The sequence below is a fragment of the Caulobacter sp. genome (assembly GCF_965279145.1).
Classification (GTDB): Bacteria; Pseudomonadota; Alphaproteobacteria; order Caulobacterales; family Caulobacteraceae; genus Caulobacter.
Map to the genome: position 1 here is coordinate 2,095,526 of NZ_OZ257139.1, position 24,378 is coordinate 2,119,903.

Consider the following 24,378-nt stretch of genomic DNA (forward strand, 5'->3'; position numbering starts at 1 on the left):
CGAAGACTGCTACCAGCCATTTGTGACAGCTAGCCAAATGCGAAGCGCCAGAGCGTTTAGGTGAGGCATGGCCGTTGCGCGTGCTGATCGACTGGGCCGTCCGTCTTTCGTGAGTGAGCCAAGGTCAGCCAATGGCGCACGGTCGCCTTCAGTTGCCCGGCTTGAAATTCGCCACCCCATCCGCAAGGGCCCGCTCAAAGACCGCCTATGATCGGTTCACTAGGCCTCAGCCCTTCCACCCCGGACACCTCATGAAAAAAGCCCCGCCGGTGCGTCCGGCGGGGCTTCAGTCTGGTCTTCAGGGGAGGAACGCCCCGAGAGGGGGGACGGGGCGCTTACGCTTACTAAGCCTGTATCAACCTCAGAATTCTTCCCAGTCTTCGCTCTGGGCCGCCGGCTTGGCCGAACCGGCGAAGGCGGCGAGCTTGGCCTGGGCGGCGCGGACCGGATTGGCGCCCGGACGGCTGGCCGACGAGGCCGGCTGCAGGGTGGGGCGCGTGGCCGGGGCGGCCGGACGGCGGGCGGGGGCGCGGGCCGTCGAAGCGCTGGAGCCGCCGACCTGGAAGCGCGAGATCATCTGCATCAGATTGCCGGCCTCACCCTTCAGCGAGTGGCTGGCGGCGGTCGACTGCTCGACCATGGCGGCGTTCTGCTGAACGGTCTGGTCCATCTGGTTGACGGCGGCGTTGACCTCGTTGAGGCCGGTCGCCTGTTCGGCGCCGCCGGCGGCGATTTCGCTGACCAGGGCGTCGATCTCGCTGACCTTGGCGACGATGGCCTGCAGGGCGTCGCCCGTCTGGCCCACCATGGCCACGCCCTGACCCACTTGCTGGGTCGAGGTCGAGATCAGGGTCTTGATTTCCTTGGCGGCGTCGGCCGAGCGTTGGGCCAGGGCGCGAACTTCCTGGGCGACGACCGCGAAGCCGCGACCGGCTTCACCGGCCCGCGCCGCTTCTACGCCGGCGTTCAGGGCCAGCAGGTTGGTCTGGAAGGCGATCTCGTCGATGACGCCGATGATCTGGCTGATCGACTGCGAGGACTTCTCGATCTGGTTCATGGCGTCGACGGCGCCGCGCACCACGACGCTGGAGCGTTCAGCGTCGGCGCGGGTGGAGCCGACGACCCGCGAGGCTTCGACGGCGCCGGCCGACGAGCGCTTCACCGTGGCGGTGATCTCGTCAAGGGCGGCGGCGGTTTCTTCCAGGCTGGCGGCCTGCTGCTCGCTGCGGCGCGACAGGTCGTCGGAGGCCGAGGCGATCTCGTCGGCGCCGGCGCCGATGCTGCTGGCGGCGTGCACGATGGTGCGCATCGCCTCTTCCATCTGGGCGATGGAGTCGTTGAAGTCGGACTGCAGGCGCTTGTAGGCGTCGGGGAAGTCCTGATCGACGCGGTAGGTCAGGTCGCCCTCGGCCAGCTTGTTCAGGCCGGTGGCGAGGTTTTCCATAACGAAGGCCTGCTCGCGGGCGGCGGCGTCGGCGGTTTCCTGGTTGCGGCGGCGTTCGGCTTCGGTCTCGGCGGTGGCGCGCAGCTGGGCGGCTTCGGCGGTGCGCAGGGCCAGGGCGTTGTCCTTGAACACCTGGACCGAGCGGGCCATGGCGCCAACCTCGTCCTTGCGCTGGGCGCCGACCACGTCGACGTCGACCGAACCCTGGGCCAGGGTCTCCATGGTCTTGGACAGGTTGTCGAGCGGGGTGGAGATCTTCGAACGACCGATCCACAGGGCGAAGACCATGGCCGCGCCGGCCGAGATCACGCCGAACAGCACGCTGAAGATCGTGCCGGCGGTGGCGTCCTTGGCGGCCTTGGTCACCATGACCTCGGTCTGGCCGGAGTGGACATCGACGAACTTGTTGACGTCCTTGGTGAGGCTGGCGATGTCTGGGTCGATCACGGCCATGACCATGATGGCCGCCTCATTGGCGTCCTGCAGGCCCAGATCCGCGCCCTGACGAGCGCTGGAATAGATCTTGTCCATGCGATCGCTGAAGCCGGCGACGGCCTTGGCCGAGCTGGGGTCGGTCTTCTTCACCTCCGCCAGGTATTTCTTGCCTTCCTTGTAGCTCTGATCCATCTCCGCGCTGGCCGCTTGGGCTTCGGGGGAGGTGCCAGCGTTCGAGACGGTGCGATAGGCCGCATAGCCAATCGCCGTGACCCGTCGATTGAAGCGCGCGGCGGCCAGTTCGGCGGGGGCGCGCTGTTCGACGAGCACTTGGGTCGCGGCTTCTGACTTCTTCGCCTGCCAGGCGCCCATACCGACGATGGCGAGGGCCACCACGGTCAGGATCACGGCCGGCAGGGCCACCTTGGTCGAAATCTTCAGATCGTCGAATTTCATCGCTAGCCCCATGTCCGTAGCGCCCGCCTGATGCGCGGACGAGCGTCGGTCTTGGCTACAGAAGGCGCGCATGCAGTAAAAACGCGGTTAATTCCCAGTTTTTGCTGGGTTTATCGCGACAGCTTGTCACAGTTTGCTACCCACTATGGGGATGGGCCCTGGAGTAGGCGGCCATCAGGCCCGCCGCGTCGACCTGAGTATAGCGCTGTGTGGTCGACAGCGAGGCGTGGCCCAGCAGGTCCTGGATCGCGCGCAGATCGGCGCCGGCCCCCAGAAGATGGGTGGCGAAGGCGTGGCGCAGGGCGTGGGGCGTCACCCGGTCCGACAGTCCAAGTCGCCCGCGCAGCGTCTGGACCAGGGCCTGGACGTGGCGGGGCGACAGGGCGCCGCCGCGCTTGGCGCGAAACAGCGGCTCGTCCGGCGCCAGCACGAAGGGCAGGGCGGCGACATAGGCGTCCACGGCCTGGCGCACGGCGTCCAGAACCGGGACGATGCGGGTCTTGCCGCCCTTGCCGGTGATGCGCAGGGTTTCCTGGAGGGGCGCGTCGCGACGCAACAGCGACAGTCCTTCGGAAATCCGCAGGCCGCAGCCCCACAACAGGGTCAGCACCGCCTCGTCGCGGGCGACCTCCCAGTCCTCGCGATCGGGATCGGCGCCCGCCTCGGCCAGCAGGCCGCGCGCCTGGTCCTCGGTGACCGGGCGCGGCAGACCCACCTGCAGCCGGGGGCCGCGCACCAGGTCGATATTGGCGTTGGGGGTGGCGTGGCGCTGGTCGAGATAGCGATGGAAGGCGCGGATCGACGACAGGCTCTGCGACAGCGAACGCGGGGCCAGGGCGTCATCGCCCTGCCGGCGAAAGGCCAGATAGGCCCGCAGCTCGGCGGCGGTGATCGCGCCCAGATCGCTCAGCCACACCGTCTCGCCGCGGTGGCGTTCCAGGAAGTTCAGATAGGCGATGACGTTGTCGCCATAGGCCCGCACGGTGCGCGGCGAGGCCCGGCGCTCGTGGGTCAGATAGTCGAGCCAGGCCGTCAGGGCTTGCCGGCCGCTGTGGGCCGGCGGGCTCACAGGACCGGCCAGCGCTCGGCGGTGCGCTCGACCACGCGGGCCAGGAAGGCCACCAGGTCGGACCCCATGTCGGGGGTGAAGGCTTCGGGATCGGACGAGCCGAAGGCCAGGATGCCCTGGCGCGAGGGCTCCCACAGGGCCAGGCGCACGATGGCCATGCTGCGGATGTGGTCCAGCTTGTCGCCGAACAGGCCCAGGGCCGGCGCGTAGAAGCCCATCCGGGCCACGGCGTGTTCGCCCATCAGCATGTCGACCTGACCCTCGATCAGGGCGTGCCAGCCGGCGGGAACGCGCGGACCGCCTTCCAGGGCGATGACGCCGGTGGTCAGGGAGAAGCGCAGGGCGGCCATCTCGTCGACGCGGCGCGCCAGGTCGGAATGATTGCGGGCGTCCAGCAGGTCGATGACCGCGGCGTGGGTCTGGGCCTGGGCCGAGAAATTGGCGCGGGCGGTGTCCTCGATCTCGCGACGCACCACGGCTTCGCGGCGATGGGCGGCGGCGGCGCGGGCCAGGGCGGCGGGCCCGAAGTCGATGACATTGCCGCCGTCGATGCGCAGGCCCAGTTCGCCCAGCAGGCTGGTGTCCTCGCGCAGGAACTGGGGTTCGTCGCGCAGGAACGCACGGACGGCCTCGGGGTCGACCGGCATCAGGGCTTGCGTCGCATCGCTCATTGTCGGCCTTCTCCGCCCCCACCGGGCAAATCCACTCAGAGGCGAACATCAAACCCCAGATCGGTTAACGCCGGCTTGCGGCGGGCGACGATGCGCCATCTCGACCTGGGATCGCTTTCACGGCAGAAGCTGATTCCCATGCCGCGCATCGCTTCCGTTCTCCTGCCCATGCCGCTGCCGGAGGCGTTCGACTATGCCGAGCCGGACGGCCTGGGGCTGGAGCTTGGCGACCATGTGACCGTGCCTCTGGGCCCCCGCGTGATTCGCGGCGTGGTCACCGCCCTGCGCGACGGGACCGGCGGCAATCGGCCGCTGAAGCCGGTTTTGGAAAAGCTGGACGACCCCAGCCTGCCGCCGGGAATCCTGACCTTCATCGATTGGGCGGCGCGCTATTCGGTCGATGTCCCGGGCTGGCCGCTGGCCATGGCCCTGCGCGGTCTGCGCCATCCTCCGCCCAAGCCCGACAAGGTGCTGGTCCTGACCGGAACCCAGCCCGGCCGGATGACGCCGGCCCGTCTGAAGGTGCTGGCGGCGGCCCAGGCGGGGCCGATGTCGGGCGCGGCCCTGGCCAATATCGCGGGCGTCTCGGCCGGCGTCGTCAAGGGCCTGGTGGACGAGGGCGCGCTGGCGGTCGAGTTCGTCGAGGCCGACAAGAGTTTCCCCGCCCCTGACCTGGCCCTGCCGCCCCAGACGCTCAATCCCAGCCAGCAGGCCTGCGCCGATGTGCTGGGCGAGATGCTGGGCCAGGGCGGCTTCCAGGCGGCGTTGCTGGACGGCGTTACCGGCTCGGGCAAGACCGAGGTCTATCTGGAGGCCGTCGCCGCCGCCCTGGCCGAGGACCCGGGCAGCCAGGTGCTGATCCTGCTGCCCGAGATCGCCCTGACCCAGGCGGTGATGGCGCGGTTCGAGGCGCGGTTCGGCGCTGTGCCGGCCGAGTGGCATTCCGGCGTCGCCCCGCCCAAGCGCCGCCGCGTCTGGGAAGGCGTGGCCAGCGGCGAGGCGCGGATCGTGGTCGGCGCCCGCTCGGCCCTGTTCCTGCCGTTCCGCAGCCTGCGCCTGATCGTGGTCGACGAAGAGCACGACAGCTCGTTCAAGCAGGAGGAGGGCTTCATCTATCAGGCCCGGGATCTCGCCGTGGCCCGCGCCAAGATCGAGGGGGCGCTGGTGGTGCTGGCCTCGGCGACGCCGTCGCTGGAGAGCCTGTTCAACGCCCAGAGCGGGCGCTATCGCTGGCTGCGGCTGAGCGCCCGGCACGGGGCGGCGCAACTGCCCGACATCAGCCTGATCGACATGCGCGAGACCCCGCCCGAGCCCGGGCGCTGGCTGTCGCCGCCGCTGATCAAGGCCATGGCCGTGACCCTGGAGCGGGGAGAGCAGTCGATGCTGTTCCTCAACCGTCGGGGCTATGCGCCGCTGGTGCTATGCAAGGCGTGCGGCGAGAAGATGAAGTCGCCCGACACCGACAGCTGGCTGGTCGAGCACCGCTATACCGGCCGGCTGGTCTGCCACCTGACGGGCTTCTCGATGAAGAAGCCCGAGGCCTGTCCGCATTGCGGGGCCAAGGACAGCCTGGTCTCGATCGGTCCGGGCGTGGAGCGGGTGGAGGAGGAGGCGCGCTACCTGTTCCCGACCGCCCGGGTGGCGGTGTTCTCTTCGGATACGGTGATGGACGCGGCCGGGGCGCGGGCGCTGGTCGAGACCATGGCTGCGGGCGAGATCGACATCCTGGTGGCCACCCAGGCCGCCGCCAAGGGTCACAACTTTCCCAACCTGACCCTGGTGGGCGTGGTCGACGCCGACCTGTCCCTGCGCGGCGGCGACCTGAGGGCCGGCGAGCGGACGTTCCAGTTGCTGGCCCAGGCGGCCGGCCGGGCCGGACGGCACGAAAAGCCGGGGCGGGCCATGCTGCAGACCTACACGCCCGACCACGCCGTGTTGCAGGCCTTGAAGGCCCAGGACCGCGACGCCTTCGTCGAGGCCGAGATGCGGATGCGCGAGGAGGCGGGCCTGCCGCCGTTCGGACGCCTGGCGGCGGTGATCGCCTCCGGACCCGACGCCGCGGCCCTGGAGGCCTATGTCGAGGCGTTGGCGGCGGTGATCCCCAACGCCGAGGGCGTCGAGGTGTTCGGCCCGGCCGACGCCCCGCTGGGGCTGGTGCGCGGACGACGTCGCAAGCGGTTCCTGGTGCGCGCCGACCGCACGGTGGACCTGCAGGGTTTCATGTCGGCCTGGCGGGCGCGGGCCAAGGTCCCCAACTCGGTCCGGGTGGTGATCGACATTGATCCGTACAGCTTTCTCTGACGCCGCCGCGGGGCCTTTCATGCGTCCTCGTGCCACATAGGCCCAGGCCCGCCGGACCGCCGAAAAAGGCGCATATCGAGCGGTGACGTAACGGCAGGGACGAAGAACCCTCCCTGCGGCGATCACCGCCGGCCGGAGGAAGCGCGATGAAATCGCTTATGGCGTCGGTGGCGTTCATGTTGTGCGTGGGTGTGGCGGGCGGCGTCGTCGCCCAGACGGCGCCCGAAAAGCCCGCTCCCATCGCCGGCGCGGGGGGCTCGATCCAGTCGCCGCTGTTCAAGGCCTGGATGGCCGACTATCAGGCCGAGACCGGCCAGATCATGACCTATCAGGGTCAGAACTCGGCCTACGGCGTCAGCCAGATCGAGGCCAAGGCCGTCGATTTCGGCGTGACCGCCATGCCGCTGTCGGACGCCGACCTGGCCGCCAAGGGTCTCAGCCAGTTCCCATTCCTGATCAGCGGCACCGTGCTGGTGACCAATGTTCCCGGCCTGGAGAGCGGCAAGCTGCGCCTGGACGGGCCGCTGCTGGCGGCTATCTTCATGGGCGAGATCACCAAGTGGAACGACCCGAAGATCAAGGCCGTCAATCCGGGCGTCGACCTGCCGGACTGGCCGATCACGGTCGCCCACCGCACCGATCCCGCCAGCATGACCCTGCTGCTGTCCAGCTATCTGTCATCGGTCAGCGCCAGCTGGAAAGCCGGCCCGGGGGCCGGTGAGACCGTCAACTGGCCCACCGGCCTGGGCGGCAAGGGCAATGGCGGGATCAGCGAGATCATGTCCGGCACCATGGGCACGATCAGCTATGTCGAATACGCCTACGCCCTGGACCACAAGCTGGACCTGGTGTCGCTGAAGAACCACGACGGCGCCTTCATCGCCCCGTCCCCCGCGGCCTTCGCCGCTGTCGCGGCCGGCGCCAACTGGTCGGCGTCAAAGGGCTTTGGCGTGCCCACCCTGGACCGGCCGGGCGCGGCCAGCTGGCCCTTGGTGCTGGTCAGCTACGGACTGCTGCGCGACGACGCGCCGGCCGATCGTCGCAAGCAGGTGATCGACTTCTTCGACTGGGGCTACGCCAAGGGCGACGCCAAGGTCTCGGCGCTCGGCTACGCGCCGGTCACCGAGCCGGTGAAAACCCTGGTCCGCCGGAGCTGGAAGGCGGCGCACTAGTTGGTCGGCTCGTCCTTGGCCAGCACCGGCGCGGCCGTCGGCATGCGCGAGCGCAGCGGCATCACCGGGATGAACAGGATCGCGATCAGGCCCGCCAGCACGACCAGGGCGGCGGCCTGAGTCACGCCTTGCACCGCATGCAGGAGGGCGTCGCGCAGGACGGGATCCACGGCGTGACGCCCGCCCGCGAGGCCGGCCCTGACCGTCATGCCCTGAAGGGCGCCCAGATCCATCGCGCCGCCCAGGCTGGCGAGGCGATGGGTCAGCAGGGCTCCAGCCAGGGCCGCGCCGACGGTCGAGCCGATCTGGCGGAAGAACTGGTTGGAGCTGGTGGCCACGCCGATGTCGCGCGGATCGACGGCGTTCTGGGTGGCGATGTTGAACAGGCTCTGCCCCGGGCCCAGGCCCAGCCCGACCACCAGCAGCATCAGGCAAAGCACGGGCAGGCCGACCTTGCCGAGGAAGACGGCCAGCAGGCTGACCCCGAGCAGCAGCAGGCCCGCGCCCACCAGCATGAAGGGCCGGTACTGGCCGGTCTTGCTGACCAGTTGGCCTGAGATGGTGCTGCCGATGATCAGGCCGCCCATCAGGGGCAGCATGATCAGGCCGCTGGTGGTGGCCGCCACGCCCATCCCCAGTTGCAGATAGAGCGGCAGGAACATCACCACGCCCATGAAGGCCATGGAGATCAGGAAGCCGGCCAGGTTGGCGCTGGAGAAGGTCCGGTTCCTGAACAGGTGCGGCGGCAGGATCGGATTGCTGACCCGGTTCTCGACCAGGATGAACAGGCTCAGGGCCACGGCCGCGAGGCCGAACAGGCCCAGGCTCTGGGGCGAGCTCCAGGCGAAGCTGTGGCCGCCCAGGCTCAGCGCCAGCAGCAGCGGCACGAAGGCGGCGATCAGCAGGGCCGCGCCCAGCACGTCCACCTCGCCCGACCGCTGGTGGGGCAGGGCGGGCATCTTCACGATCACCATGAACAGCGACAGCAGGCTGAGCGGCAGGTTGACATAGAACACCCAGCGCCAGCCGGCGATCGTGTGGCCGCCCAACTGCACCGTGCCGTGGTCGGTGAAATAGCCGCCGATCAGCGGACCCAGCACGGACGCCAGGCCAAAGACCGAACCGAAGATGCCGGCGAACTTGCCCCGCTCGCGCGGGGGATACAGGTCGGCGATGATGGCGAAGGCGGTGGTGAACAAGGCCCCGCCGCCGATGCCCTGCAGGGCGCGGAAGACGATCAGTTGCACCATGCCGCTGACGCCCAGGATCGGGCCGAACTCGCCCGACAGACCCGACAGCCACGAGCCAACCAGGAAGATCGAGATGCCGATCACCAGGATCGGCTTGCGGCCATAGATGTCGCCCAGCTTGCCCCAGATCGGCACCATCACCGTCGAGGTCAGCAGGTAGGCGGTGGTGACCCACGAATACAGCGTCAGGCCATGCAACTCGCTGATGATGCGAGGCATGGCCGTCGAGACGATGGTCTGGTCCAGCGCGCTGAGCAGGAACACGATCATCAGCGCGCCGAGCGTCAGGCGGCGCTCGGCGTCGCTGAAGGGCTTGTCGTCCATCCGTTAAGATCCCCGACGGGGACCTTTAGTGGCCGCCGTCGCCCTTCTTTTTGGCCGCGGCCTTGCGCGACATCATGTTGAGGCCCTCGACCACGCCCGAGAAGGCCATGGCCGTGTAGATGTAGCCCTTGGGCACGTGCATGCCGAAGGCTTCGGCGATCAGTACCGTGCCGATCATCAGCAGGAAACCCAGGGCCAACATGACGACCGTCGGGTTGTCGTTGATGAAGTTGGCCAGCGGGTCGGCGGCCAGCAGCATCACCGTGACGGCGATGAGCACGGCGGCGACCATGATCGGCAGGTGATCGGTCATGCCGACGGCGGTCAGGATCGAGTCGATCGAGAACACCAGGTCCAGCAGGATGATCTGGAAGATCGCCGCGCCGACGTTGGAGATCGCCGCCCCGGTCTTGTCGAGGACGTCGTGGCTTTCCTGGCCGGGATCGACCGTGTGGTGGATCTCCTTGGTGGCCTTCCAGATCAGGAACAGGCCGCCGGCCAGCAGGATCAGGTCGCGCCACGAGAAGGCGGTCTCGAACGAGGGCTCGCCGTGCGAACCCAGGGGGCCGACGATGCCCAGGTCGAACACCGGATGCACCAGGCCGACGATAAAGGCGATGGTCGACAGCAGCACCAGTCGCATGATCAGGGCCAACGAGATGCCGATGCGGCGCACCCGTTGCCGATGCTCGGCCGGCAGCTTGTTGGAGAGGATCGAGATGAAGACCAGGTTGTCGATGCCGAGCACGACTTCCATGACCACCAGGGTCACGAGGGCGAGCCAGGCGGCGGGGTCCACGGCGAGGTTAAGGAGTTCGTTCATCGTCCGGTTCTAAGGTTCTGCTTGGAAAACGCGTCTCGACCCACTCCCCCAAGCGGGCCTCGTCCATGCAAGGAACGCGACGGAAGCCCCCGGGCTTCGCCAAACTGGACCTGAAGTATGCCCGACGCCGCCAATATCAAGCCCCTGACGGCCCTTAGATTCTTCGCCGCCTTCTGGGTGGTGATGTACCACTATTGGCCCAACCTGGCGGTGGGGTTCACGCCGACGGTCGCCGCCAAGGGCTATCTGGGTGTCGAGGCCTTCTTCACCCTGTCGGGCTTCATCCTGTGCCACGTCTATCTGCAGGGGTTCGGCCAGGGGACGTTCCGCTATGGCGACTTCCTGTGGAACCGGCTGGCGCGGGTGTATCCGCTGCATCTGGCCACCCTGCTGGGGATCGGGCTGATGGCCGCCGCCGCGGGCGTCGCGGGGATCACCGTGGGCCACAACATCGTCTCGTGGGAAGCGCTGCCGGCCAATCTGCTGCTGGTCCACGCCTGGGGCTTCGCGCCGGTGTCGGGGTGGAACCATGCCTCCTGGTCGATCTCGGCCGAGTGGTTCGCCTATCTGAGCTTCCCCGCCTTCGCCTTCGTCGCCTGGAAGCTGCGGGACAGGCCTGTGCTGGCCGTGGGTCTGGCCCTGGGGCTGATCGCCATTCTCTATCCGGCCTTCGAGCGTCTGGCGGGCTTTCCGCTGACGGCGGCCACCATCAAGTGGGGCGCGCTGCGCATCGTCCCGTGCTTCGCCTATGGCTGCGCCTTGCACGCCCTGTGGCGCGCGGGGGTGATTCCCGGCCGGCTCGCCGGGCCCGGCGCCGCGATAATGGGCGCCTTGGTGCTGGTGGTGGTCCAGTTCGGCGCCCCCGATCCGGTTATCGTCGCGGCGCTGGGCGGCTTCATCCTGATGCTGGCCAGCCTGGCCGCGTCAGGTTCCAGCTTCGCCAGCCAAAGTCTCTTCGTCTATCTGGGCGAGATCAGCTATTCGACCTACATGATCTGCATCCCGTGGAAGATCATATCGGTCAATGCAGCGACGAAAACTCTGCATATCGAGGGCGAGCAATTGCCCCTGATCATCTGGCTGTGCATCGTCGGCGCATTGATTCCGCTGTCGGCCGCATCTTACCATCTGATCGAAAAGCCGGCCCGGGAACACATGAAATCTTGGGCCAGCGGATGGCGGCAGCGACGACAGGTCGCGGTCGGCGCCTGAGAAACACTCTTTTCACACGTCGCTGGCAGGGTTATCCCTTGGTTAGTGACACGGGGGAGTACCCACAGCATGACGAAACGGACGAGGACCCTGTGGGGTTCCATCGCAGCCGCCGCCATGATCAGCCTGATGCCGGTTTCCGGCGCGATGGCTGACGGGTACTGGCAGTGCGTGCCGTTCGCGCGTCTGATGTCGGGTATCCAGATCTTCGGCGACGCCCGCACCTGGTGGTCCCAGGCTGTCGGCAAGTACGATGTGGGCTTCACGCCCAAGTCCGGCGCTGTCCTCTGCTTCAAGCCTACCGGCCGCATGACCCTGGGCCATGTCGCGTTCGTCAGCCAGGTGCTGACCGATCGCGTCATCCAGGTGACCCACGCCAACTGGTCGATCATCGAAGGCGATCGCGGCCAGATCGAAAAGGACGTCACCGTCGTCGACGTCTCGCCAGCCGGTGACTGGAGCCAGGTCAAGGTCTGGTACGACCCGATCCGCGACCTCGGCACCACGGTCTATCCGACCAACGGCTTCATCTATCAGAACGCCCAGGCGACCAAGATCGCCGCCGCCACCAGCAAGCTGGCGCTGGCCCAGGACGCCGCCGTCTCGCTGGCCAAGTCCGCCGCCAACCAGGTGGCCGCCTCGGTCCGCGCCTCGCCGCTGGACATCATCACCCAGGCCGCCGACTCGACCGACCGGATCGCCGCGCTGATCGCCGCCGCTTCGGGCGGCCAGTCCGAAGACGACAAGCCGGCCGCTCCCCGCTAGGCCCGCCCCCTCTCGGCTAGGGCCCGCTGATCCGCGTCGAGATTGACGGGAGCCATGCGCTGGGTCATTCCCGGCATGTGACGAGGCTCGCCGATCCATGCTGAGAATTCTGCGCCATGGCGCTCCGGGCTTCGAAACCGGCGACGGCGGACGTGACTGGCGGCTGCCCGACGACGCCGTCTGGATCGAGCTGGTCGACCCCTCGCGCGCGGAGGAGGTGGCCGTCGAGCAGTCGATCGGCCTGCTGCTGCCCACCCGCGAGGAGATGGCCGAGATCGAGGCCTCCTCGCGTCTGTACCAGGAGGACGGCGGCACCTTCATGACCGCCACGGTGCTGGTCAACGCCGACGGCGACCTGCCCACCGCCGCGCCGGTCACCTTCGTTCTGGCGGGACAGCGCCTGATCACCATCCGTTATGTCGAGCCGCGCGCCTTTTCGGTGTTCGCCGCCCAGGCCGAGCGCCAGCCCAGCCTGTGCCCCAACGGTCCGCAGACCTTCCTGGGCCTGCTGGACGCCATCATCGACCGCACCGCCGACATCATCGAGCGCACCGCCGGCGAGGTCGAGACCCAGTCGCGGGCCATCTTCAGCCGCCCGCGCGGCGGGGCGTTCGAGCAGATCCTCAACCGTCTGGGCCGGGCCCAAAACATCAACGCCAAGGCCCGCGACAGCCTGGTCAGCCTGGCCCGCCTGCTGAGCTTCGCTTCGTTGGCCGAGCAGTTCGAGGGCGACCGCGACCTGCGCGACCACCTCAAGTCCTTGCAGCGTGACGTGCTGTCGATCACCGACCATTCCAGCTACGTCTCGGGTAACATCACCTTCCTGCTGGACGCGGCGCTGGGCCTGATCAACATCGAGCAGAACGCGATCTTCAAGATCTTCTCGGTGTTTTCGGCCGTGTTCCTACCGCCCACCCTGATCGCCGGCGTTTACGGCATGAACTTCGAGCACATGCCCGAACTGCGCTGGATGGAGGGCTATCCGATGGCGATCGGCCTGATGCTGGTGGCCGCTGTGGGGCCTCTGATGTGGTTCAAGCGCAAGGGCTGGCTGTAGCGCTCAACCCTCTGGGCCCTGCTACATTATCGTGCAGGTTGAACCTTTCCTTAAAGTTGGCGTGAGACGGTCGCTGGCCTGAAGAGACGCCACGCCGCATGTCCGCCGACACTCGAGCCAGCCTGATCCGCACGCTGCACGCCTCCGTCGTCAAGGAGGCGCTGGAGGCGCATGGTCGGTTCCTGAAGGGTCTGCCGGGCGGTCGCCGCGCCAATCTCACCTACGCCAATCTCAACAACTACAATTTCGAGGGCGTCGACCTCACCGAGGCCGACCTTACGGGCGCCTTGCTGGGCGGCGCGATGATGGCGCGGACCAAGCTGGCGAACGCCACGCTGTATGGGGCCGACCTGCGCGATTCCGACCTGCGCGAGGCCAATCTGTCACGCGCCGACATGCGCGGCGCCTGCCTGCGCGGGGCCAACCTGTCCGGCGCGGATCTGTCGGGCTGCGACCTGCGCGAGGGCGTCACCGCCGTGCAGGACGACACCAAGGGCCTGCGGATTCTCAAGCACTCCAAGCGGCCTGGTGAGCTGGACTACGCCCTGCTCAAGGGCGCCAAGCTGGCCGGCGCGCAGATGGCCGGCGCCTTCGCCCAGGCGGCCGATTTCAGCGACGCCGACATGACCGGCGTGACCCTGCAGGGCGCCAAGCTGGTCAATGCGTGCATGGACGGAGCCGACCTGTCCGGCGCCAACCTGCACAACGCCGACATGGCCAAGGTCTCGCTGCGGCGGGCCGTTCTGGTCGGAACCGACCTGTCAGGCGCCAATCTGGAAGAGGTCGATCTCACCGAGGTGCTGCGCGCGCCGCCGCCGCTGATTTATGTCGACGACCTGCCGCTGCACGACGTGCTCGACGCCCACGAACTGTTTTGCAGAAGCGATGGTCGCGATGGCGCGATCGCCAAGCTGGAATCGGTCGATTTCCGGCCGCTGAAGCGCCTCAAGAGCCGCCGGCTCAGCGGCCTGTCGGCCCCGGGCGCGGTGTTCTTCGGCATGGACCTGGAAGGGGTCCAGCTGCAGGGCGCCAATCTCTCAGGCGCGGACCTGCGCGGCGTCAACCTCAGGACCGCCGACCTGCGCGGCGCGCGCCTGGTCGGCGCACAGATGGCGCGGGCCGACCTGTCGGGCGCCAAGCTGGGTCCGCTGAAGATCGCCGAGGATCGCTTCATCCGCACCGACCTGACCCGCGCGGTGCTGCGCGGCGCCATACTGGCCGGGGCCAGCGCGCCGCGCGCCCGCTTCATCGAGGCGGACCTGACGCGGGTCCGCCTCGACGGTTGCGACCTGACGGGCGCGGAGCTGCCGGCGAAGGCTACATTCGCTTCTTGAGCGGCAGCAGGTCGGGGAATTCCGCCGGCCGCTTTTCCATCTTGGCCTTGAACGCCTCGGCCATGTGTGGGCCCGAGAACATCCCGGTTTGCCAGGTGGCGATATAGTCCAGGCCGTCGGCGATGGTGTGGTCGCGGGCGTAGTTGATCATCACCTTGCTGCCGGCCACGGCCAGAGGCGACTTCTCGGCGATCTCGCGGGCGGTGGCCAGGGCGTGGGCGACGACCTCGTCGTGGGTGTCGAAGGTCTCGTTGACCAGACCGATGGCCAGGGCCTTGGCGGCGGGCAGGCGACGGCCCGTATAGGCCAGCTCGCGCACCCAGCCCTCGGGGATCAGTTTGCACAGGCGCGGGAAGGTGCCGACATCGGCGGTCATGCCGATATTGATCTCCTGGATGCAGAAGAAGGCCTCGGTCGTGGCGTAGCGGATGTCGCAGGCGCTGATGAAGTCCACCGCCCCGCCGATGCAGCCGCCCTGGATGGCGACGATCACCGGCATCCGCGCCTTGTCCAGGCAGGTGAAGGTGTTCTGCAGGTGGTGGACGTGATGACGGAAGCTCTCGCCGGCCACATGGCGGTCGCCGGTTCGCTCCTCGGTGACGCCTTCGCCGTCGGTGAACACCGAAAGTTCCATGCCGGCCGAGAAGTGCTTGCCGGTCGAGGAGATGACGATGCAGCGCGCCAGGGCGTTGTCGTCGATATTTTTTACAATCGCGGGAAGCTCGTTCCAGAAAGCCCGTGTCATAGTGTTCATGGCTTCGGGACGCTTCAGCTGGATGTGCGCGACGCCAGCCTCGATCTCGACCTTGAAACAGCTATAGTCCACCTGTTCGTGGATGCTCATGCCGTCCTCCCTTATCGTTGATCAGGGATTATCCCCCGGACGGGACGCGGCGCCAACACTGACTCTAGGGAAGACCCCGACATGAAGACGACCCATAACGCTGTTCACGCTCCCGCCGCCCTCGCCATCGCCGCGATGATCGCCGCCGGCGCCGCGGCCCCCGCGCCCGCCATGGCCCAGTCCAAGGGCCTGGGCAGCCTGTTCTCCTGCGAGGGCTCGGGCAAGAAGCAGGAGGGCGGGGCCCTGATCGGCGCGGCCGCCGGCGCCTTCCTGGGCAGCAAGGTCGCCAAGAACGAAAAGACCCTCGGCGCCCTGGTCGGCGCGGCCGCCGGCGCGGCGGCGGGCTCGTACATCGGCTGCCGCATGCAGTCGACCGACACGGCCCTGGCCCAGCAGGCCACGAAGAAGGCCCTGGAAACCGGCGTCGCCCAGACCTGGAGCAATCCGCGCACCGGCGCGTCTGGCCGAATCGACGTGGTCTCGTCCAGCTACGGCCCGCCCGTCGACAGCCGCAGCCTGCGCTTCGCCTCGGGCGTGCAGGCCCTGCCCAGCTATGACGCCCTCGGCGGCCAGTATGCCGCCGTCGGCGCGGCCAACCTGCGCTCGGCGCCGTCGACCAGCGGCAAGCTGGTGGGCAAGCTGTCCGCCGGCCAGACCTTTGAAGCCCTGGGCTCGGCCCCGAACGGCGGCTGGGTCCTGGTGGGCCAGAACGGCTATGGCGTCGGCTATGTCGCCCCGTCGCTGGTGCGTCCGGTCCAGGCCGTCGCCGCCTCCTGCCGGGTGATCAGCGCCACGATCTCGACCTCGGGCCAGCGCCCGGCGGCCGAACGCTACAGCGCCTGCCGCGACAGCCGCGGAGAATGGCAACTGACCCAGGCCTGATCCTGATGCGCAGCCTTCGCCCCCGGATCCGGTCCTGGAGGCGAAGGCGGTGTTGGACGCGGTCGTCTGGGGAGCCTATCCTGGGAGCAGGGCCGCTGTAGGAGCTTAGCCAATGGACGCGGCCGTTTTTCGCGAACCCCGAAGACGCCTGATCGCCATCAACAGCCGCGCCGGCGCCGGCGAGATGGCGGCGCTGGAGTTTGGGCCACAGGACCGCGCCATCGACGTGGTCTTCGTTCATGCTAATGGTTTCAACGCCCAGACCTACAACACCCTGCTGGCCCCGCTGGCGGCGGGACTGCGGATCCTGGCCATCGACCAGCGCGGTCACGGCGCCAGTCTTCTCGCCGCCAGGGCCGAGGGGCGTCGTTCCTGGCTGGACCTGCGCGATGATCTGATCGCCCTGCTGGAGGTTCTGGACGGGCCGCCCGTGGTTCTGGCCGGGCACTCGATGGGCGGCACGGTCAGCCTGCTCACAGCCGCCGCCGTGCCCGGCAAGGTCCGGGGCCTCGTCCTGCTCGACCCGGTGATCATGCCCCGCCTGGTGGCGTTGTACGCCCATGCGCCGTGGACCTCGGGCGCCCTGTGGAAGAAGATGCCGATCGCCCAGGCCGCCTCGCGCCGGCGCTCGATCTTCGATGACCGCGAGGCCGTGATCGCCGCCTATACCGGACGCGGAGCCTTCAAGACTTGGCCCGAGGCCGTGTTGGCCGACTATGTCGATGGCGGCTTTTTCGACCGCGACGACGGCAAGGTGGAACTGGCCTGCTCGCCGGCCTGGGAGGCCTCCAACTACTCGGCCCAGGGCCACGATCCCTGGCGCGCCATCCGTCGCGTGACCTGTCCCGTGCGCATCCTCAAGGCCGAGCGCGGCTCGACCTGCCGCGTCGCCGAGGGCTTCGCCCGGCGGGGCAAGGACGTCCTGATCGAGACGGTGGCGGGAACCAGCCACTTCCTGCCGATGGAGCGCCCGGACCTGGTGCGCGACGCGATCTTCGCGATGGCGACGCGATAGAAACCCGCTCTTCCCGGCGAAAGCCGGGACCCAGATTCATCCAGAGAGTTGGAGATGACTCGCCTGCGGGCTCAGCTAGGTTTTGGACCTATCAGGGTTCGATCTGGGCCCCGGCTTTCGCCGGGGAGAACGGAACTAAAGGGCGAGCCCCGCCACCGAAAACGCCCCCAGCGCATCCTGCGCCGCCGGGCTGACCGGCACCGCCTTGCGGGCGTCGAGGTCGAAGGTGATGGCCACGGCTTCCGACGTGGCCCAAGGCGCGCCGGTCGCCGGATCGATCATCCAGTGGGCCATGCGCATGGTGCGCGGGTCCGAGCCGATCAGGCCCGAGCGCAGCTCGACCCGGTCGCCGGCCCGGGGCCAGCGCAGATAGGCCAGCCGGTACTCCAGCACCGCCCCGCCAAATCGCGTCGGCCGGTGGTCGGCATGCTCGACGATCACGTCCCGGAACGGACCGATGAAGCTGCCGATGCCGTCCGAGACCCGGCCGATGAACTGCTCGGCGCGCATCCGACCAAACACGTCGCACTCGGTGGGCGACAGGGCGCCCAGGCCGATCCGCTTCAGCCCCAGCGCATCGGCGCGCGCCAGGCTGGCGGTCGGGACGAAGGCGTCCAGCGCGATGCTGCGGCTCCGGGCCTTCTCCGGAACCTCGACCTTCAGGACCTCGGCCCGCTCGCGGGTGATCCGGGGCCAGGGAAACACCTCGCCCTCGCGCGGGGTGGCGTGGACGACCGTGGTCTGGAAGGTCGCGGCCAGTTCGCCAGTCGCCGAGTGCACCAGCAGCTGCAGCAGGCGCGCCTCGGTGTCGGTGATCTCGATCACCCCGCCCAGCATGTGCAGGGTCGCGCCGGCATGGGCCTCGCGCAGGAAGCGGACGTGATGTTCCTTCACCAGCAAGGTGGCGTTGGCGTAGGGCGTGAAGGCGTGGGGCAGGCCCAGTTCCGCCGCCAGACCCGCCAGGCCCTCCATGGCGCGCACGATGTAGTGGCGCACATTCATGTGCCCCATCTCGTCGCAGTCCCAGGTATTGACGCCTCCGCGCCAGATCTCGACGCCGGGAAGGGTCTCAGCGGTCGTCATGGCGGGCGTCTCGGCGGGTTGAACGGTTGTTTGAGTCTTAGCGGGGTTCGTGCGGGCGAGGCAATCACGCGATCATCTTCCCCCTACGGGGGAGGAGCGCGCAGCGCGGTGGGGGCCAGTCGCCATGATGGCCGACCACTTGCCCCCACCGGACCGCTGCGCGGTCGTCCGCCCCCGTAGGGGGCAGATGAGGCTTTAGCCCCGGCAGTCCGCGCACAGCCCGTGCGCTTCGATGGTCACGCCGGTCAGGCGATAGCCGGCCGCTTCGCCGGCGGCGATGATCTCGGCGCTGGCCTTGGGCTCGATCTCGCGGGTCACGCCGCAGCAGTCGCAGATCAGGAAGGCGGCGGCGTGGCCGTCGGCCTCCTTGCGGCAGGCGACATAGGCGTTGAGGCTCTCGATGCGATGGGCGAAGCCCTGCTTCTCGAGGAAGTCCAGCGCCCGATAGACGGTCGGCGGCTTGGCCGGGGGGCCCTCGCCGCCGAAGGTGGCGATCAGGTCATAGGCCTTCACCGGCTGGCCGGCCTGCAGCAGTTGCTCCAGCACCCGGCGGCGCGGCGCGGTCAGGCGCTGGTCGGCGGCGACGCAACGCGCCTCCGCGGCCTCCAGTTCAGCCGCGAGGGCCGTTCCGGCGACGCCGGTGTGGTCGTGATCGTGCTCGCAAGCGGCGTGATGGGCCATGGCCAAGAGGTAAAGGCGCTAGGCCTCTCCCGCAAGCGGCTCAGAGCAGAGGCTGGGTCACGAGGGCGGCTTCGGCGTCACAGCGGGTCTTGTCCGGCGCGGGACCGGCCTTGCGGGCGGCGGCGATCTCCTTGCGGATGCCGGCTAGGTCGGACTGGAACAGCGGGGTGCCGCTGACGGTCGCCATCAGGGCCGAGGCGTTCAGCTGGCCGGCCGAGACCGAGCTGGCGTTGTGAACGCCGCAGACCAGTCGGCTTTCGCCAAAGGCCCGGGCGCGGGCCAGGATCGCCGTGGCGTGCTCGGGATCGGCCTGGGCCAGCGCCAGGCCGATCGCATAGCCCCAGGTCGCGTGGCCCGAGGGGTAGTCCGGACTCTTGGCCAGGCCATCGCTCTTGTCGACGCAGATCGGGCCCTCATCGACCAGATAGGGGCGGGGGCGCTTGTAGAAGTCCTTGGGGCCGTTCACCGCCGCGCCGATATCGAACCGCAGGCGCAGCAGCAGCCCGGCCATGCGCGGCGTGGTGGTGAGGGACGGCGTGAAGCCCAGGGCGCAGTCGAAGTCGGCCAGGATCGCCTTCTCGTCGACGTCCTTCTGGGCCAGGGCCCAGCGCGGCGTGTCCTTCAGGGCGCGGGTCGCCAGGAAGATCCTGCGATCGGCCTCGGCCTGGGGCGAGCCCGGCGGGGGCGCGGGCGGCAGGACCTTGAGCGCGTCATAGGTTCCCGGCGCCAGATAGCCGGCGGGCGCGGTGGAGACCGGCTGGCCGGGGGCGGCGAGGCCAGGACCCGCCAGGGCCAGGGCGCTGACGAGGATCATAAGGCTGGCGCGCATGAAAAAGGTCCCCCGAACGGTTGTTCGAGGGACCCTGCATTTTCATCGTGACGCTATCAAGCCTACTTGCCGAACAGCTTGTTCCAGCGCGGACGCTCGCGGCCCTTCCAGGCTTCGCGGTGATAGGCGTCCGAGGCGATCAGCGGCACCACGGTGGTGGCTTCGGCGAAGACCATCTGCTCGTGGGTAGTGTTGACCTTGCCCCACGAGGCGGCCTCTTTCAGGGTCGACGACGAGCAGGCGCCGTCGCGCACGTCGGCCACGGTGATCTGGATCGCGTACTTGTGCATGTCGGCCTCGACGCCGAGGATCTCGGCGCAGACCACGGTGTCCTGGGCGAAGTTCTTGGGAACGCCGCCGCCCACCATGAACAGGCCCGTCGTGCCGGCCGCGATCTTGATGTCGGTCAGTTCGCGGAAGTCGGCGACCGCGTCGATCATCAGATAGGGCTGCTTGGCGGCGATCTTTTCCTTCTGGTGCTTGACCAGGCCAAAGCCGGCCGAGCTGTCGACGAAGGCCGGGCAGAAGATCGGCACGCCCTGCTCATAGGCCGTCTGGATCAGCGAGCCGGGCTTCTTGGCGTTGCCCTCGGACAGCCACTTGCCCATTTCCCAGATGAACTCGCGGCTGGAATAGGCGCGCGGCTCCAGGCGGTTGCAGATCTCCAGGATCGTGTGGTCGCAGTTCTGGAGCTCTTCCTCGTCGATATAGGTGTCGTAGATGCGGTCGATATAGTTGTCGCGCAGCACGTTGTCGTCGACCGGGCCGGCGGCCTGATAGTGCTTGAAGCCCAGGGCCTCGAAGAAATCCATGTCGACGATCGAGGCGCCAGTGGCGACCACGGCGTCGATCATGCCGTTCTGCACCATGTCGCGATAGACGTGCATGCAGCCGCCGGCCGAAGTGGAGCCGGCCAGGATCAGCCACGGCGAGCAGGACTTGTCTTCCAGGGCCATGTTGAAGATGTCGGCGGCGCGGGCGGTGTCGCGGCTGCTGAACGACATCTTGCGCATGGCGTCGATGATCGGGCGGGCGTCGAAGGACGTGATGTCGATGTGCTCGACCACGTTCTGGAGGAGCTCGGCCTTGGAGTTCGGAACGGGAGCGTTCATCGCTTCGGTTTCCCTGACTTTGGACGCCCGTCGTTGAAGCAAGCTCTTCGCCGGGACGGAGCAACCGGCGGGAGCGGAAATACGGTTCGTGTCCCAACGCTTGAACGTGGGATGCGGCGCGCGGTTTAACTCAGATTTTCGCCATCGCTTAGTGACGATTTTGCGCCGTGCTCGCGCCGTGCGTCCTTCGAGGCCTGCCGCGCAGGCGCCTCAGGATGAGGAAGTCATTGCAAAGAAATCCTCATCCCGAGGTGCTCGCCCTTTGGCGAGCCTCGAAGGACGCACCGCGATTGATTTAACGACGACGGCGCTTCTTGCCCGCCGCGCCCTTGGGGCGCGAGAAGCGGACGACCTTGCGCTCTTCCGATTCCGGCTTGTGGGTCGGGATCGAGCGCTTGGCCAGGCCGTACATCGAGGCCATCGGCGCGTCCTGGACCTCGACGGTCTCGTTCTCGCCAAAGCCGTTGAAGCGGGTCGACATGGCCACGCCATAGGCGCCCAGCATGCCGATCTCGATGTAATCGCCTTCGTCCACGCTTTCCGGCAGGTAGAACGGGCCGGGCATGTGATCGACGCTGTCGCAGGTGGGGCCGTAGAAGCGGAAGGGCTTGAGGCCTTCCTCGACGACCTCGCCGTTCTTGCGCAGCAGCTTGACCGGGAAGGGCCACTTCATGTGCGCAGCGTCGAACAGCGAGCCATACGACCCGTCGTTCAGATACAGCGCGTCGCCCTTCTTCAGCTCGACCTTGACCAGCAGCGACGAGGCTTCGGCCACCAGGGCCCGGCCGGGTTCGCACCACAGCTGGGTCGACTCGTGAACCATCATGTCGTTGAAGCCGCGATCGATGGCGGCCAGATATTCGGACAGTTCCGGGGGCGCCATGCCGGGATAGATCGACGGGAAGCCGCCGCCCACGTCCACGACATCGGCCAGCACGCCGGCCCGCACCAGGGCGCGCGAGGCCTGGGCCATCGCCGCCTGATAGGCGGTGGGGCGCATGCACTGGCTGCCCACGTGGAAGGACACGCCCATCAGGTCCTGGGTGGCGCGACGGGCGGCCAGCAGCAGGGCCGGAGCCGCGTGCGGCTCGACGCCGAACTTGCCCGACAGACTGTAGGCCGCGCCCTCGGCCTGCACGCCCATGCGGACGATCAGGTTGAGGTCCTTGGCGGCGCCAGTCGCGTCCTGGATCTTGGCCAGCTCTTCGTGGGTGTCGAACGAGAACGTCCGCACGCCGTGATCGAAATAGGCGGACGAGATCGCCACGCGGCTTTTGACCGGGTGCATGAAGGCCATGCGCGAGCCGGGCGCGTGCTGCCCGACGAGTTCGATCTCGTTGAGCGACGCGACGTCGAACGACCGGACGCCGGCGTCCACGAGCTCGCGGATCACCCACGGCGAAGGGTTGGCCTTCACCGCGTAAAAGACGTCGCCTTTAAATTCAGCCTGGAACCAGCGCGCCGCTACGGAAACCGCGTCTGGCCGCACGAGTGCGACAGGACGTTCCGGTGACCGCTCACGGACCAGGTCCAGGGGTTCATGGTACGTGTGCAATTCACGTAGACCCCTGCAGAAGTTAAACCCAGCCGGCGTTAGCAGCGCTTATGAGGACTTCGGGTCCGCCGGAGCCGTGCGAAATAGGGGCATCGACCCCTGATGTAAAGTTCCTTTTTGAACGCGGTCCCGAGGCGATTTGATCCACCGGCCGTCACAAATCCATTGCGAAGCGCCGCCAAAGCGGTGAACGCATTCCCCTTGGCCCGAAACCTCGTTAAGGATTCGCCCCGACCATGACGTCGGACCCTGTTCTCTCGATCCGCGCCGCCTCCAAGACCTTCGGGTCTCGCCGTGCGCTGGACGCCGTTTCGCTCGACGTCGGTCGGGGCGAGATGATCGCGCTCATCGGCCCTTCGGGCTCGGGCAAATCCACGCTTCTGCGCTCGATCGACGGTCTCCAGACCATCGACGCGCCCGCTGACGACAAGAGCGGAGAAGGCGTGATCACCGCCTTCAGCGGTCCGGTACAGGCCCGGGGCCGGGTCAGCGACCAGGTTCGCAAGGCCCGCGTGCGCATCGGCTTCATCGCCCAGCAGTTCAATCTGGTGGGCCGCCTGTCGCTGTTCAGCAACGTGGCCCTCGGCTCGCTGGGGCGCATCCCGTTCTGGCGAGGCGTGTTCGGCGCGTGGCCGGCGGAGACGCGGGCCGCGACCATGGCGGCCCTGCACCGCGTGGGGGTCTCCGACTACGCCGCCCAGCGCGCCAACACCCTGTCGGGCGGCCAGCAGCAGCGCGGCGCGATCGCCCGGGCCCTGGTCCAGAAGGCCAAGATCATCCTGGCCGACGAGCCCGTGGCCTCGCTGGACCCGGTCTCGGCGCGCAAGGTCATGGAGATCCTGCGCGATCTCAACAAATCCGACGGCCTGACCGTGGTCGTCACCCTGCACCAGGTGGACTACGCCCTGCGCTATTGCGACCGGGTGGTGGCCCTGAAGGCCGGCAAGAAGGTCTATGACGGACCGGCCAGCGGCCTGAAGCGCGAAAAACTCATCGACATCTACGGCCCGGAATTCGAGGACGTATTCTGGGAAGGAGCTCCGCAATGATCCGCCGCAGCATCATCACCTTGGCCGTCGCCGCCCTGGCCCTGTCCGCGTGCGGGCAGAAGCCGGCCGCGCCCAAGACCAAGGACACGATCGTGTTCTCGATCCTGTCGACCGAGTCGGCCCAGAACATGGAGAGCTACTGGAAGCCCATCCTGGCCGACATGGAAAAGCAGACCGGCTACAAGGTGAAGCCGTTCTTCTCGTCCAACTATTCGTCGCTGATCGTGGCCATGGGCGCCGACCAGACCGATGTTGGCTGGTTCTCGAACCAGTCGGGCCTGGAAGCCGTGCGCCGCTCGGGCGGCGAGGTCTTCGCCCGCACCTTCGATCCGTCGGGCACCGACGGCTACAAGTCGGTGATCATCGTGCCGGCCGACAGCAAGCTGACCCTCGAGGGCCTGCTGAAGTGCGACAAGACGCTGAACTTCGGGATCGGCGACAAGAAGTCGACCTCGGGCACCCTGGCGCCGATGACCTATGTCTTCATCCCGGCCGGCAAGAAGCCTGAAAACTGCTTCAAGACCGTGCTCAGCGCCAGCCATGACGCCAACCTGTTCGCGGTGGCCAACCACAAGCTGGACGCGGCGACCAACAACACCACGGCCCTGCGGCTGAACGACGATCGCGGCGCGGCCCAGTCGGGCAAGGTCAAGGTGATCTGGGAATCGCCGACCCTGCCGGAAGATCCCATCGTCTGGCGCAAGGCGCTGGATCCGGTGATCAAGGAGAAGGTCCGCCAGTTCTTCCTGACCTACGGCCAGGGCGACACGCCGGTCGCGGCCCAGCAACGCGCCAACCTGGCCAAGCTGTCGATGGGCGGCTTCAAGCCGGCCGACAACAGTCATCTGCTGGTGGTCCGCGAGATGGAGGCCCTTGAGCATCTGGGCCTGGCCCAGGAAACGGGCGACGCCGCCAAGATCGCCGCCGCCCAGAAGGATCTCGACGGGATCAAGGCCGAGCGCCTGGCCGCCGAGGGCAAGGCCGGCCTGGCCGCGCCGGTCAACTGAGCCTGTCG

Annotated in this window: 21 protein-coding genes; 10 read left to right on the forward strand and 11 right to left on the reverse strand. The window is 68.0% G+C overall.

Annotation, left to right across the window (positions count from 1 at the left end):
* Window positions 1-361: 361 nt before the first annotated feature.
* The 3 genes from ACQY9P_RS09710 to ACQY9P_RS09720 all read right to left on the reverse strand — a co-directional run bounded on the left by ACQY9P_RS09710 (window position 362) and on the right by ACQY9P_RS09720 (window position 4,075).
* A complete protein-coding gene (locus ACQY9P_RS09710; protein WP_421739464.1) occupies window positions 362-2,335 on the reverse strand; it encodes a methyl-accepting chemotaxis protein in 1,974 nt (657 codons plus the stop codon).
* Window positions 2,336-2,471: 136 nt separating this feature from the next.
* Complete coding sequence (locus tag ACQY9P_RS09715) at window positions 2,472-3,404, reverse strand: tyrosine recombinase XerC (protein WP_421739463.1); 933 nt, start codon at window positions 3,402-3,404, stop codon at window positions 2,472-2,474.
* A complete protein-coding gene (locus tag ACQY9P_RS09720; protein ID WP_421739462.1) occupies window positions 3,401-4,075 on the reverse strand; it encodes a DUF484 family protein in 675 nt (224 codons plus the stop codon). The genes ACQY9P_RS09715 and ACQY9P_RS09720 overlap by 4 nt, the downstream gene beginning before the upstream one ends.
* Before the next feature lie 138 nt (window positions 4,076-4,213).
* Between ACQY9P_RS09720 and ACQY9P_RS09725 the strand changes: the two genes are divergently transcribed.
* Together ACQY9P_RS09725 and pstS are read left to right on the forward strand one after the other, a co-directional pair.
* Window positions 4,214-6,376: a primosomal protein N' gene (locus ACQY9P_RS09725; RefSeq protein ID WP_421739461.1), complete on the forward strand. Its 2,163-nt coding sequence runs from the start codon at window positions 4,214-4,216 to the stop codon at window positions 6,374-6,376.
* 146 nt (window positions 6,377-6,522) lie between these two features.
* Window positions 6,523-7,548 carry a phosphate ABC transporter substrate-binding protein PstS gene (gene pstS / locus ACQY9P_RS09730; RefSeq protein ID WP_421739460.1) on the forward strand — a complete coding sequence of 342 codons (1,026 nt, stop codon included), beginning with the start codon at window positions 6,523-6,525 and terminating at the stop codon, window positions 7,546-7,548.
* Here pstS and ACQY9P_RS09735 read toward each other — a convergent pair.
* Window positions 7,545-9,122, reverse strand: coding sequence for an MDR family MFS transporter (locus ACQY9P_RS09735; RefSeq protein WP_421739459.1), 1,578 nt, complete (start codon window positions 9,120-9,122; stop codon window positions 7,545-7,547). The two genes, pstS and ACQY9P_RS09735, sit on opposite strands and share 4 nt — an antisense overlap.
* Before the next feature lie 25 nt (window positions 9,123-9,147).
* On the reverse strand, window positions 9,148-9,945 hold the full coding sequence (locus ACQY9P_RS09740) for a TerC family protein (protein ID WP_421739458.1): 798 nt from the start codon (window positions 9,943-9,945) through the stop codon (window positions 9,148-9,150).
* Window positions 9,946-10,062: 117 nt separating this feature from the next.
* Between ACQY9P_RS09740 and ACQY9P_RS09745 the strand changes: the two genes are divergently transcribed.
* The 4 genes from ACQY9P_RS09745 (at window position 10,063) to ACQY9P_RS09760 (ending at window position 14,313) form a co-directional block, all read left to right on the forward strand.
* Window positions 10,063-11,157: an acyltransferase family protein gene (locus tag ACQY9P_RS09745; RefSeq protein ID WP_421739457.1), complete on the forward strand. Its 1,095-nt coding sequence runs from the start codon at window positions 10,063-10,065 to the stop codon at window positions 11,155-11,157.
* A 69-nt stretch (window positions 11,158-11,226) separates the two neighbouring features.
* Window positions 11,227-11,922: a CHAP domain-containing protein gene (locus tag ACQY9P_RS09750; RefSeq protein ID WP_421739456.1), complete on the forward strand. Its 696-nt coding sequence runs from the start codon at window positions 11,227-11,229 to the stop codon at window positions 11,920-11,922.
* A gap of 97 nt (window positions 11,923-12,019) precedes the next feature.
* Window positions 12,020-12,979, forward strand: coding sequence for a magnesium transporter CorA family protein (locus tag ACQY9P_RS09755; RefSeq protein ID WP_421739455.1), 960 nt, complete (start codon window positions 12,020-12,022; stop codon window positions 12,977-12,979).
* Window positions 12,980-13,077: 98 nt separating this feature from the next.
* Complete coding sequence (locus ACQY9P_RS09760) at window positions 13,078-14,313, forward strand: pentapeptide repeat-containing protein (RefSeq protein WP_421739454.1); 1,236 nt, start codon at window positions 13,078-13,080, stop codon at window positions 14,311-14,313.
* On the opposite strand, the gene ACQY9P_RS09765 is transcribed toward ACQY9P_RS09760, so the two are convergent.
* Entirely contained in the window at window positions 14,297-15,157 is an 861-nt protein-coding gene (locus ACQY9P_RS09765) for a crotonase/enoyl-CoA hydratase family protein (protein ID WP_421739453.1), read from the reverse strand. The genes ACQY9P_RS09760 and ACQY9P_RS09765 overlap by 17 nt on opposite strands.
* A gap of 81 nt (window positions 15,158-15,238) precedes the next feature.
* Here ACQY9P_RS09765 and ACQY9P_RS09770 point away from each other — a divergent pair, with 81 nt between their 5' ends.
* Both ACQY9P_RS09770 and ACQY9P_RS09775 read left to right on the forward strand, forming a co-directional pair.
* Entirely contained in the window at window positions 15,239-16,039 is an 801-nt protein-coding gene (locus ACQY9P_RS09770) for an SH3 domain-containing protein (protein ID WP_421739452.1), read from the forward strand.
* Between the two features lie 112 nt (window positions 16,040-16,151).
* Window positions 16,152-17,054, forward strand: a complete 903-nt coding sequence (locus tag ACQY9P_RS09775) for an alpha/beta fold hydrolase (RefSeq protein ID WP_421739451.1) — start codon at window positions 16,152-16,154, stop codon at window positions 17,052-17,054.
* A 135-nt stretch (window positions 17,055-17,189) separates the two neighbouring features.
* Here the strand turns inward: ACQY9P_RS09775 and ACQY9P_RS09780 are convergent, their stop codons facing one another.
* The 5 genes from ACQY9P_RS09780 to ACQY9P_RS09800 form a co-directional block, all read right to left on the reverse strand.
* Window positions 17,190-18,137, reverse strand: coding sequence for a thioesterase family protein (locus tag ACQY9P_RS09780; RefSeq protein WP_421739450.1), 948 nt, complete (start codon window positions 18,135-18,137; stop codon window positions 17,190-17,192).
* A 195-nt stretch (window positions 18,138-18,332) separates the two neighbouring features.
* The gene (locus ACQY9P_RS09785) at window positions 18,333-18,818 is read right to left on the reverse strand and encodes a Fur family transcriptional regulator (protein ID WP_421739449.1); all 486 of its coding nucleotides are present in this window, start codon (window positions 18,816-18,818) and stop codon (window positions 18,333-18,335) included.
* A gap of 40 nt (window positions 18,819-18,858) precedes the next feature.
* Complete coding sequence (locus ACQY9P_RS09790) at window positions 18,859-19,647, reverse strand: acid phosphatase (protein WP_421739448.1); 789 nt, start codon at window positions 19,645-19,647, stop codon at window positions 18,859-18,861.
* A 62-nt stretch (window positions 19,648-19,709) separates the two neighbouring features.
* Complete coding sequence (locus ACQY9P_RS09795; RefSeq protein WP_421739447.1) at window positions 19,710-20,759, reverse strand: 1,9-bis(guanidino)-5-aza-nonane synthase; 1,050 nt, start codon at window positions 20,757-20,759, stop codon at window positions 19,710-19,712.
* Window positions 20,760-21,054: 295 nt separating this feature from the next.
* Window positions 21,055-22,314 (reverse strand): type III PLP-dependent enzyme, encoded by a 1,260-nt coding sequence (locus ACQY9P_RS09800; RefSeq protein ID WP_421739446.1) that lies wholly within the window; start codon window positions 22,312-22,314, stop codon window positions 21,055-21,057.
* 236 nt (window positions 22,315-22,550) lie between these two features.
* Between ACQY9P_RS09800 and phnC the strand changes: the two genes are divergently transcribed.
* Entirely contained in the window at window positions 22,551-23,363 is an 813-nt protein-coding gene (gene phnC, locus ACQY9P_RS09805; RefSeq protein ID WP_421739445.1) for a phosphonate ABC transporter ATP-binding protein, read from the forward strand.
* Window positions 23,360-24,370, forward strand: a complete 1,011-nt coding sequence (gene phnD / locus ACQY9P_RS09810; RefSeq protein WP_421739444.1) for a phosphate/phosphite/phosphonate ABC transporter substrate-binding protein — start codon at window positions 23,360-23,362, stop codon at window positions 24,368-24,370. Before phnC ends, phnD begins: the two co-directional genes overlap by 4 nt.
* Window positions 24,371-24,378: the final 8 nt, after the last annotated feature.

Coding starts and splice junctions, on each gene's coding strand:
- ACQY9P_RS09780 (WP_421739450.1), bottom strand. CDS start 18,137: ATGACGACCGCTGAGACCCTTCCCGGCGTCGAGATCTGGCGCGGAGGC.
- ACQY9P_RS09760 (WP_421739454.1), top strand. CDS start 13,078: ATGTCCGCCGACACTCGAGCCAGCCTGATCCGCACGCTGCACGCCTCC.
- ACQY9P_RS09785 (WP_421739449.1), bottom strand. CDS start 18,818: ATGGCCCATCACGCCGCTTGCGAGCACGATCACGACCACACCGGCGTC.
- ACQY9P_RS09735 (WP_421739459.1), bottom strand. CDS start 9,122: ATGGACGACAAGCCCTTCAGCGACGCCGAGCGCCGCCTGACGCTCGGC.
- pstS (WP_421739460.1), top strand. CDS start 6,523: ATGAAATCGCTTATGGCGTCGGTGGCGTTCATGTTGTGCGTGGGTGTG.
- ACQY9P_RS09750 (WP_421739456.1), top strand. CDS start 11,227: ATGACGAAACGGACGAGGACCCTGTGGGGTTCCATCGCAGCCGCCGCC.
- ACQY9P_RS09725 (WP_421739461.1), top strand. CDS start 4,214: ATGCCGCGCATCGCTTCCGTTCTCCTGCCCATGCCGCTGCCGGAGGCG.
- ACQY9P_RS09745 (WP_421739457.1), top strand. CDS start 10,063: ATGCCCGACGCCGCCAATATCAAGCCCCTGACGGCCCTTAGATTCTTC.
- ACQY9P_RS09775 (WP_421739451.1), top strand. CDS start 16,152: ATGGACGCGGCCGTTTTTCGCGAACCCCGAAGACGCCTGATCGCCATC.
- ACQY9P_RS09795 (WP_421739447.1), bottom strand. CDS start 20,759: ATGAACGCTCCCGTTCCGAACTCCAAGGCCGAGCTCCTCCAGAACGTG.
- ACQY9P_RS09710 (WP_421739464.1), bottom strand. CDS start 2,335: ATGAAATTCGACGATCTGAAGATTTCGACCAAGGTGGCCCTGCCGGCC.
- phnC (WP_421739445.1), top strand. CDS start 22,551: ATGACGTCGGACCCTGTTCTCTCGATCCGCGCCGCCTCCAAGACCTTC.
- ACQY9P_RS09755 (WP_421739455.1), top strand. CDS start 12,020: ATGCTGAGAATTCTGCGCCATGGCGCTCCGGGCTTCGAAACCGGCGAC.
- ACQY9P_RS09790 (WP_421739448.1), bottom strand. CDS start 19,647: ATGCGCGCCAGCCTTATGATCCTCGTCAGCGCCCTGGCCCTGGCGGGT.
- ACQY9P_RS09740 (WP_421739458.1), bottom strand. CDS start 9,945: ATGAACGAACTCCTTAACCTCGCCGTGGACCCCGCCGCCTGGCTCGCC.
- ACQY9P_RS09720 (WP_421739462.1), bottom strand. CDS start 4,075: ATGAGCGATGCGACGCAAGCCCTGATGCCGGTCGACCCCGAGGCCGTC.
- ACQY9P_RS09770 (WP_421739452.1), top strand. CDS start 15,239: ATGAAGACGACCCATAACGCTGTTCACGCTCCCGCCGCCCTCGCCATC.
- ACQY9P_RS09765 (WP_421739453.1), bottom strand. CDS start 15,157: ATGAGCATCCACGAACAGGTGGACTATAGCTGTTTCAAGGTCGAGATC.
- phnD (WP_421739444.1), top strand. CDS start 23,360: ATGATCCGCCGCAGCATCATCACCTTGGCCGTCGCCGCCCTGGCCCTG.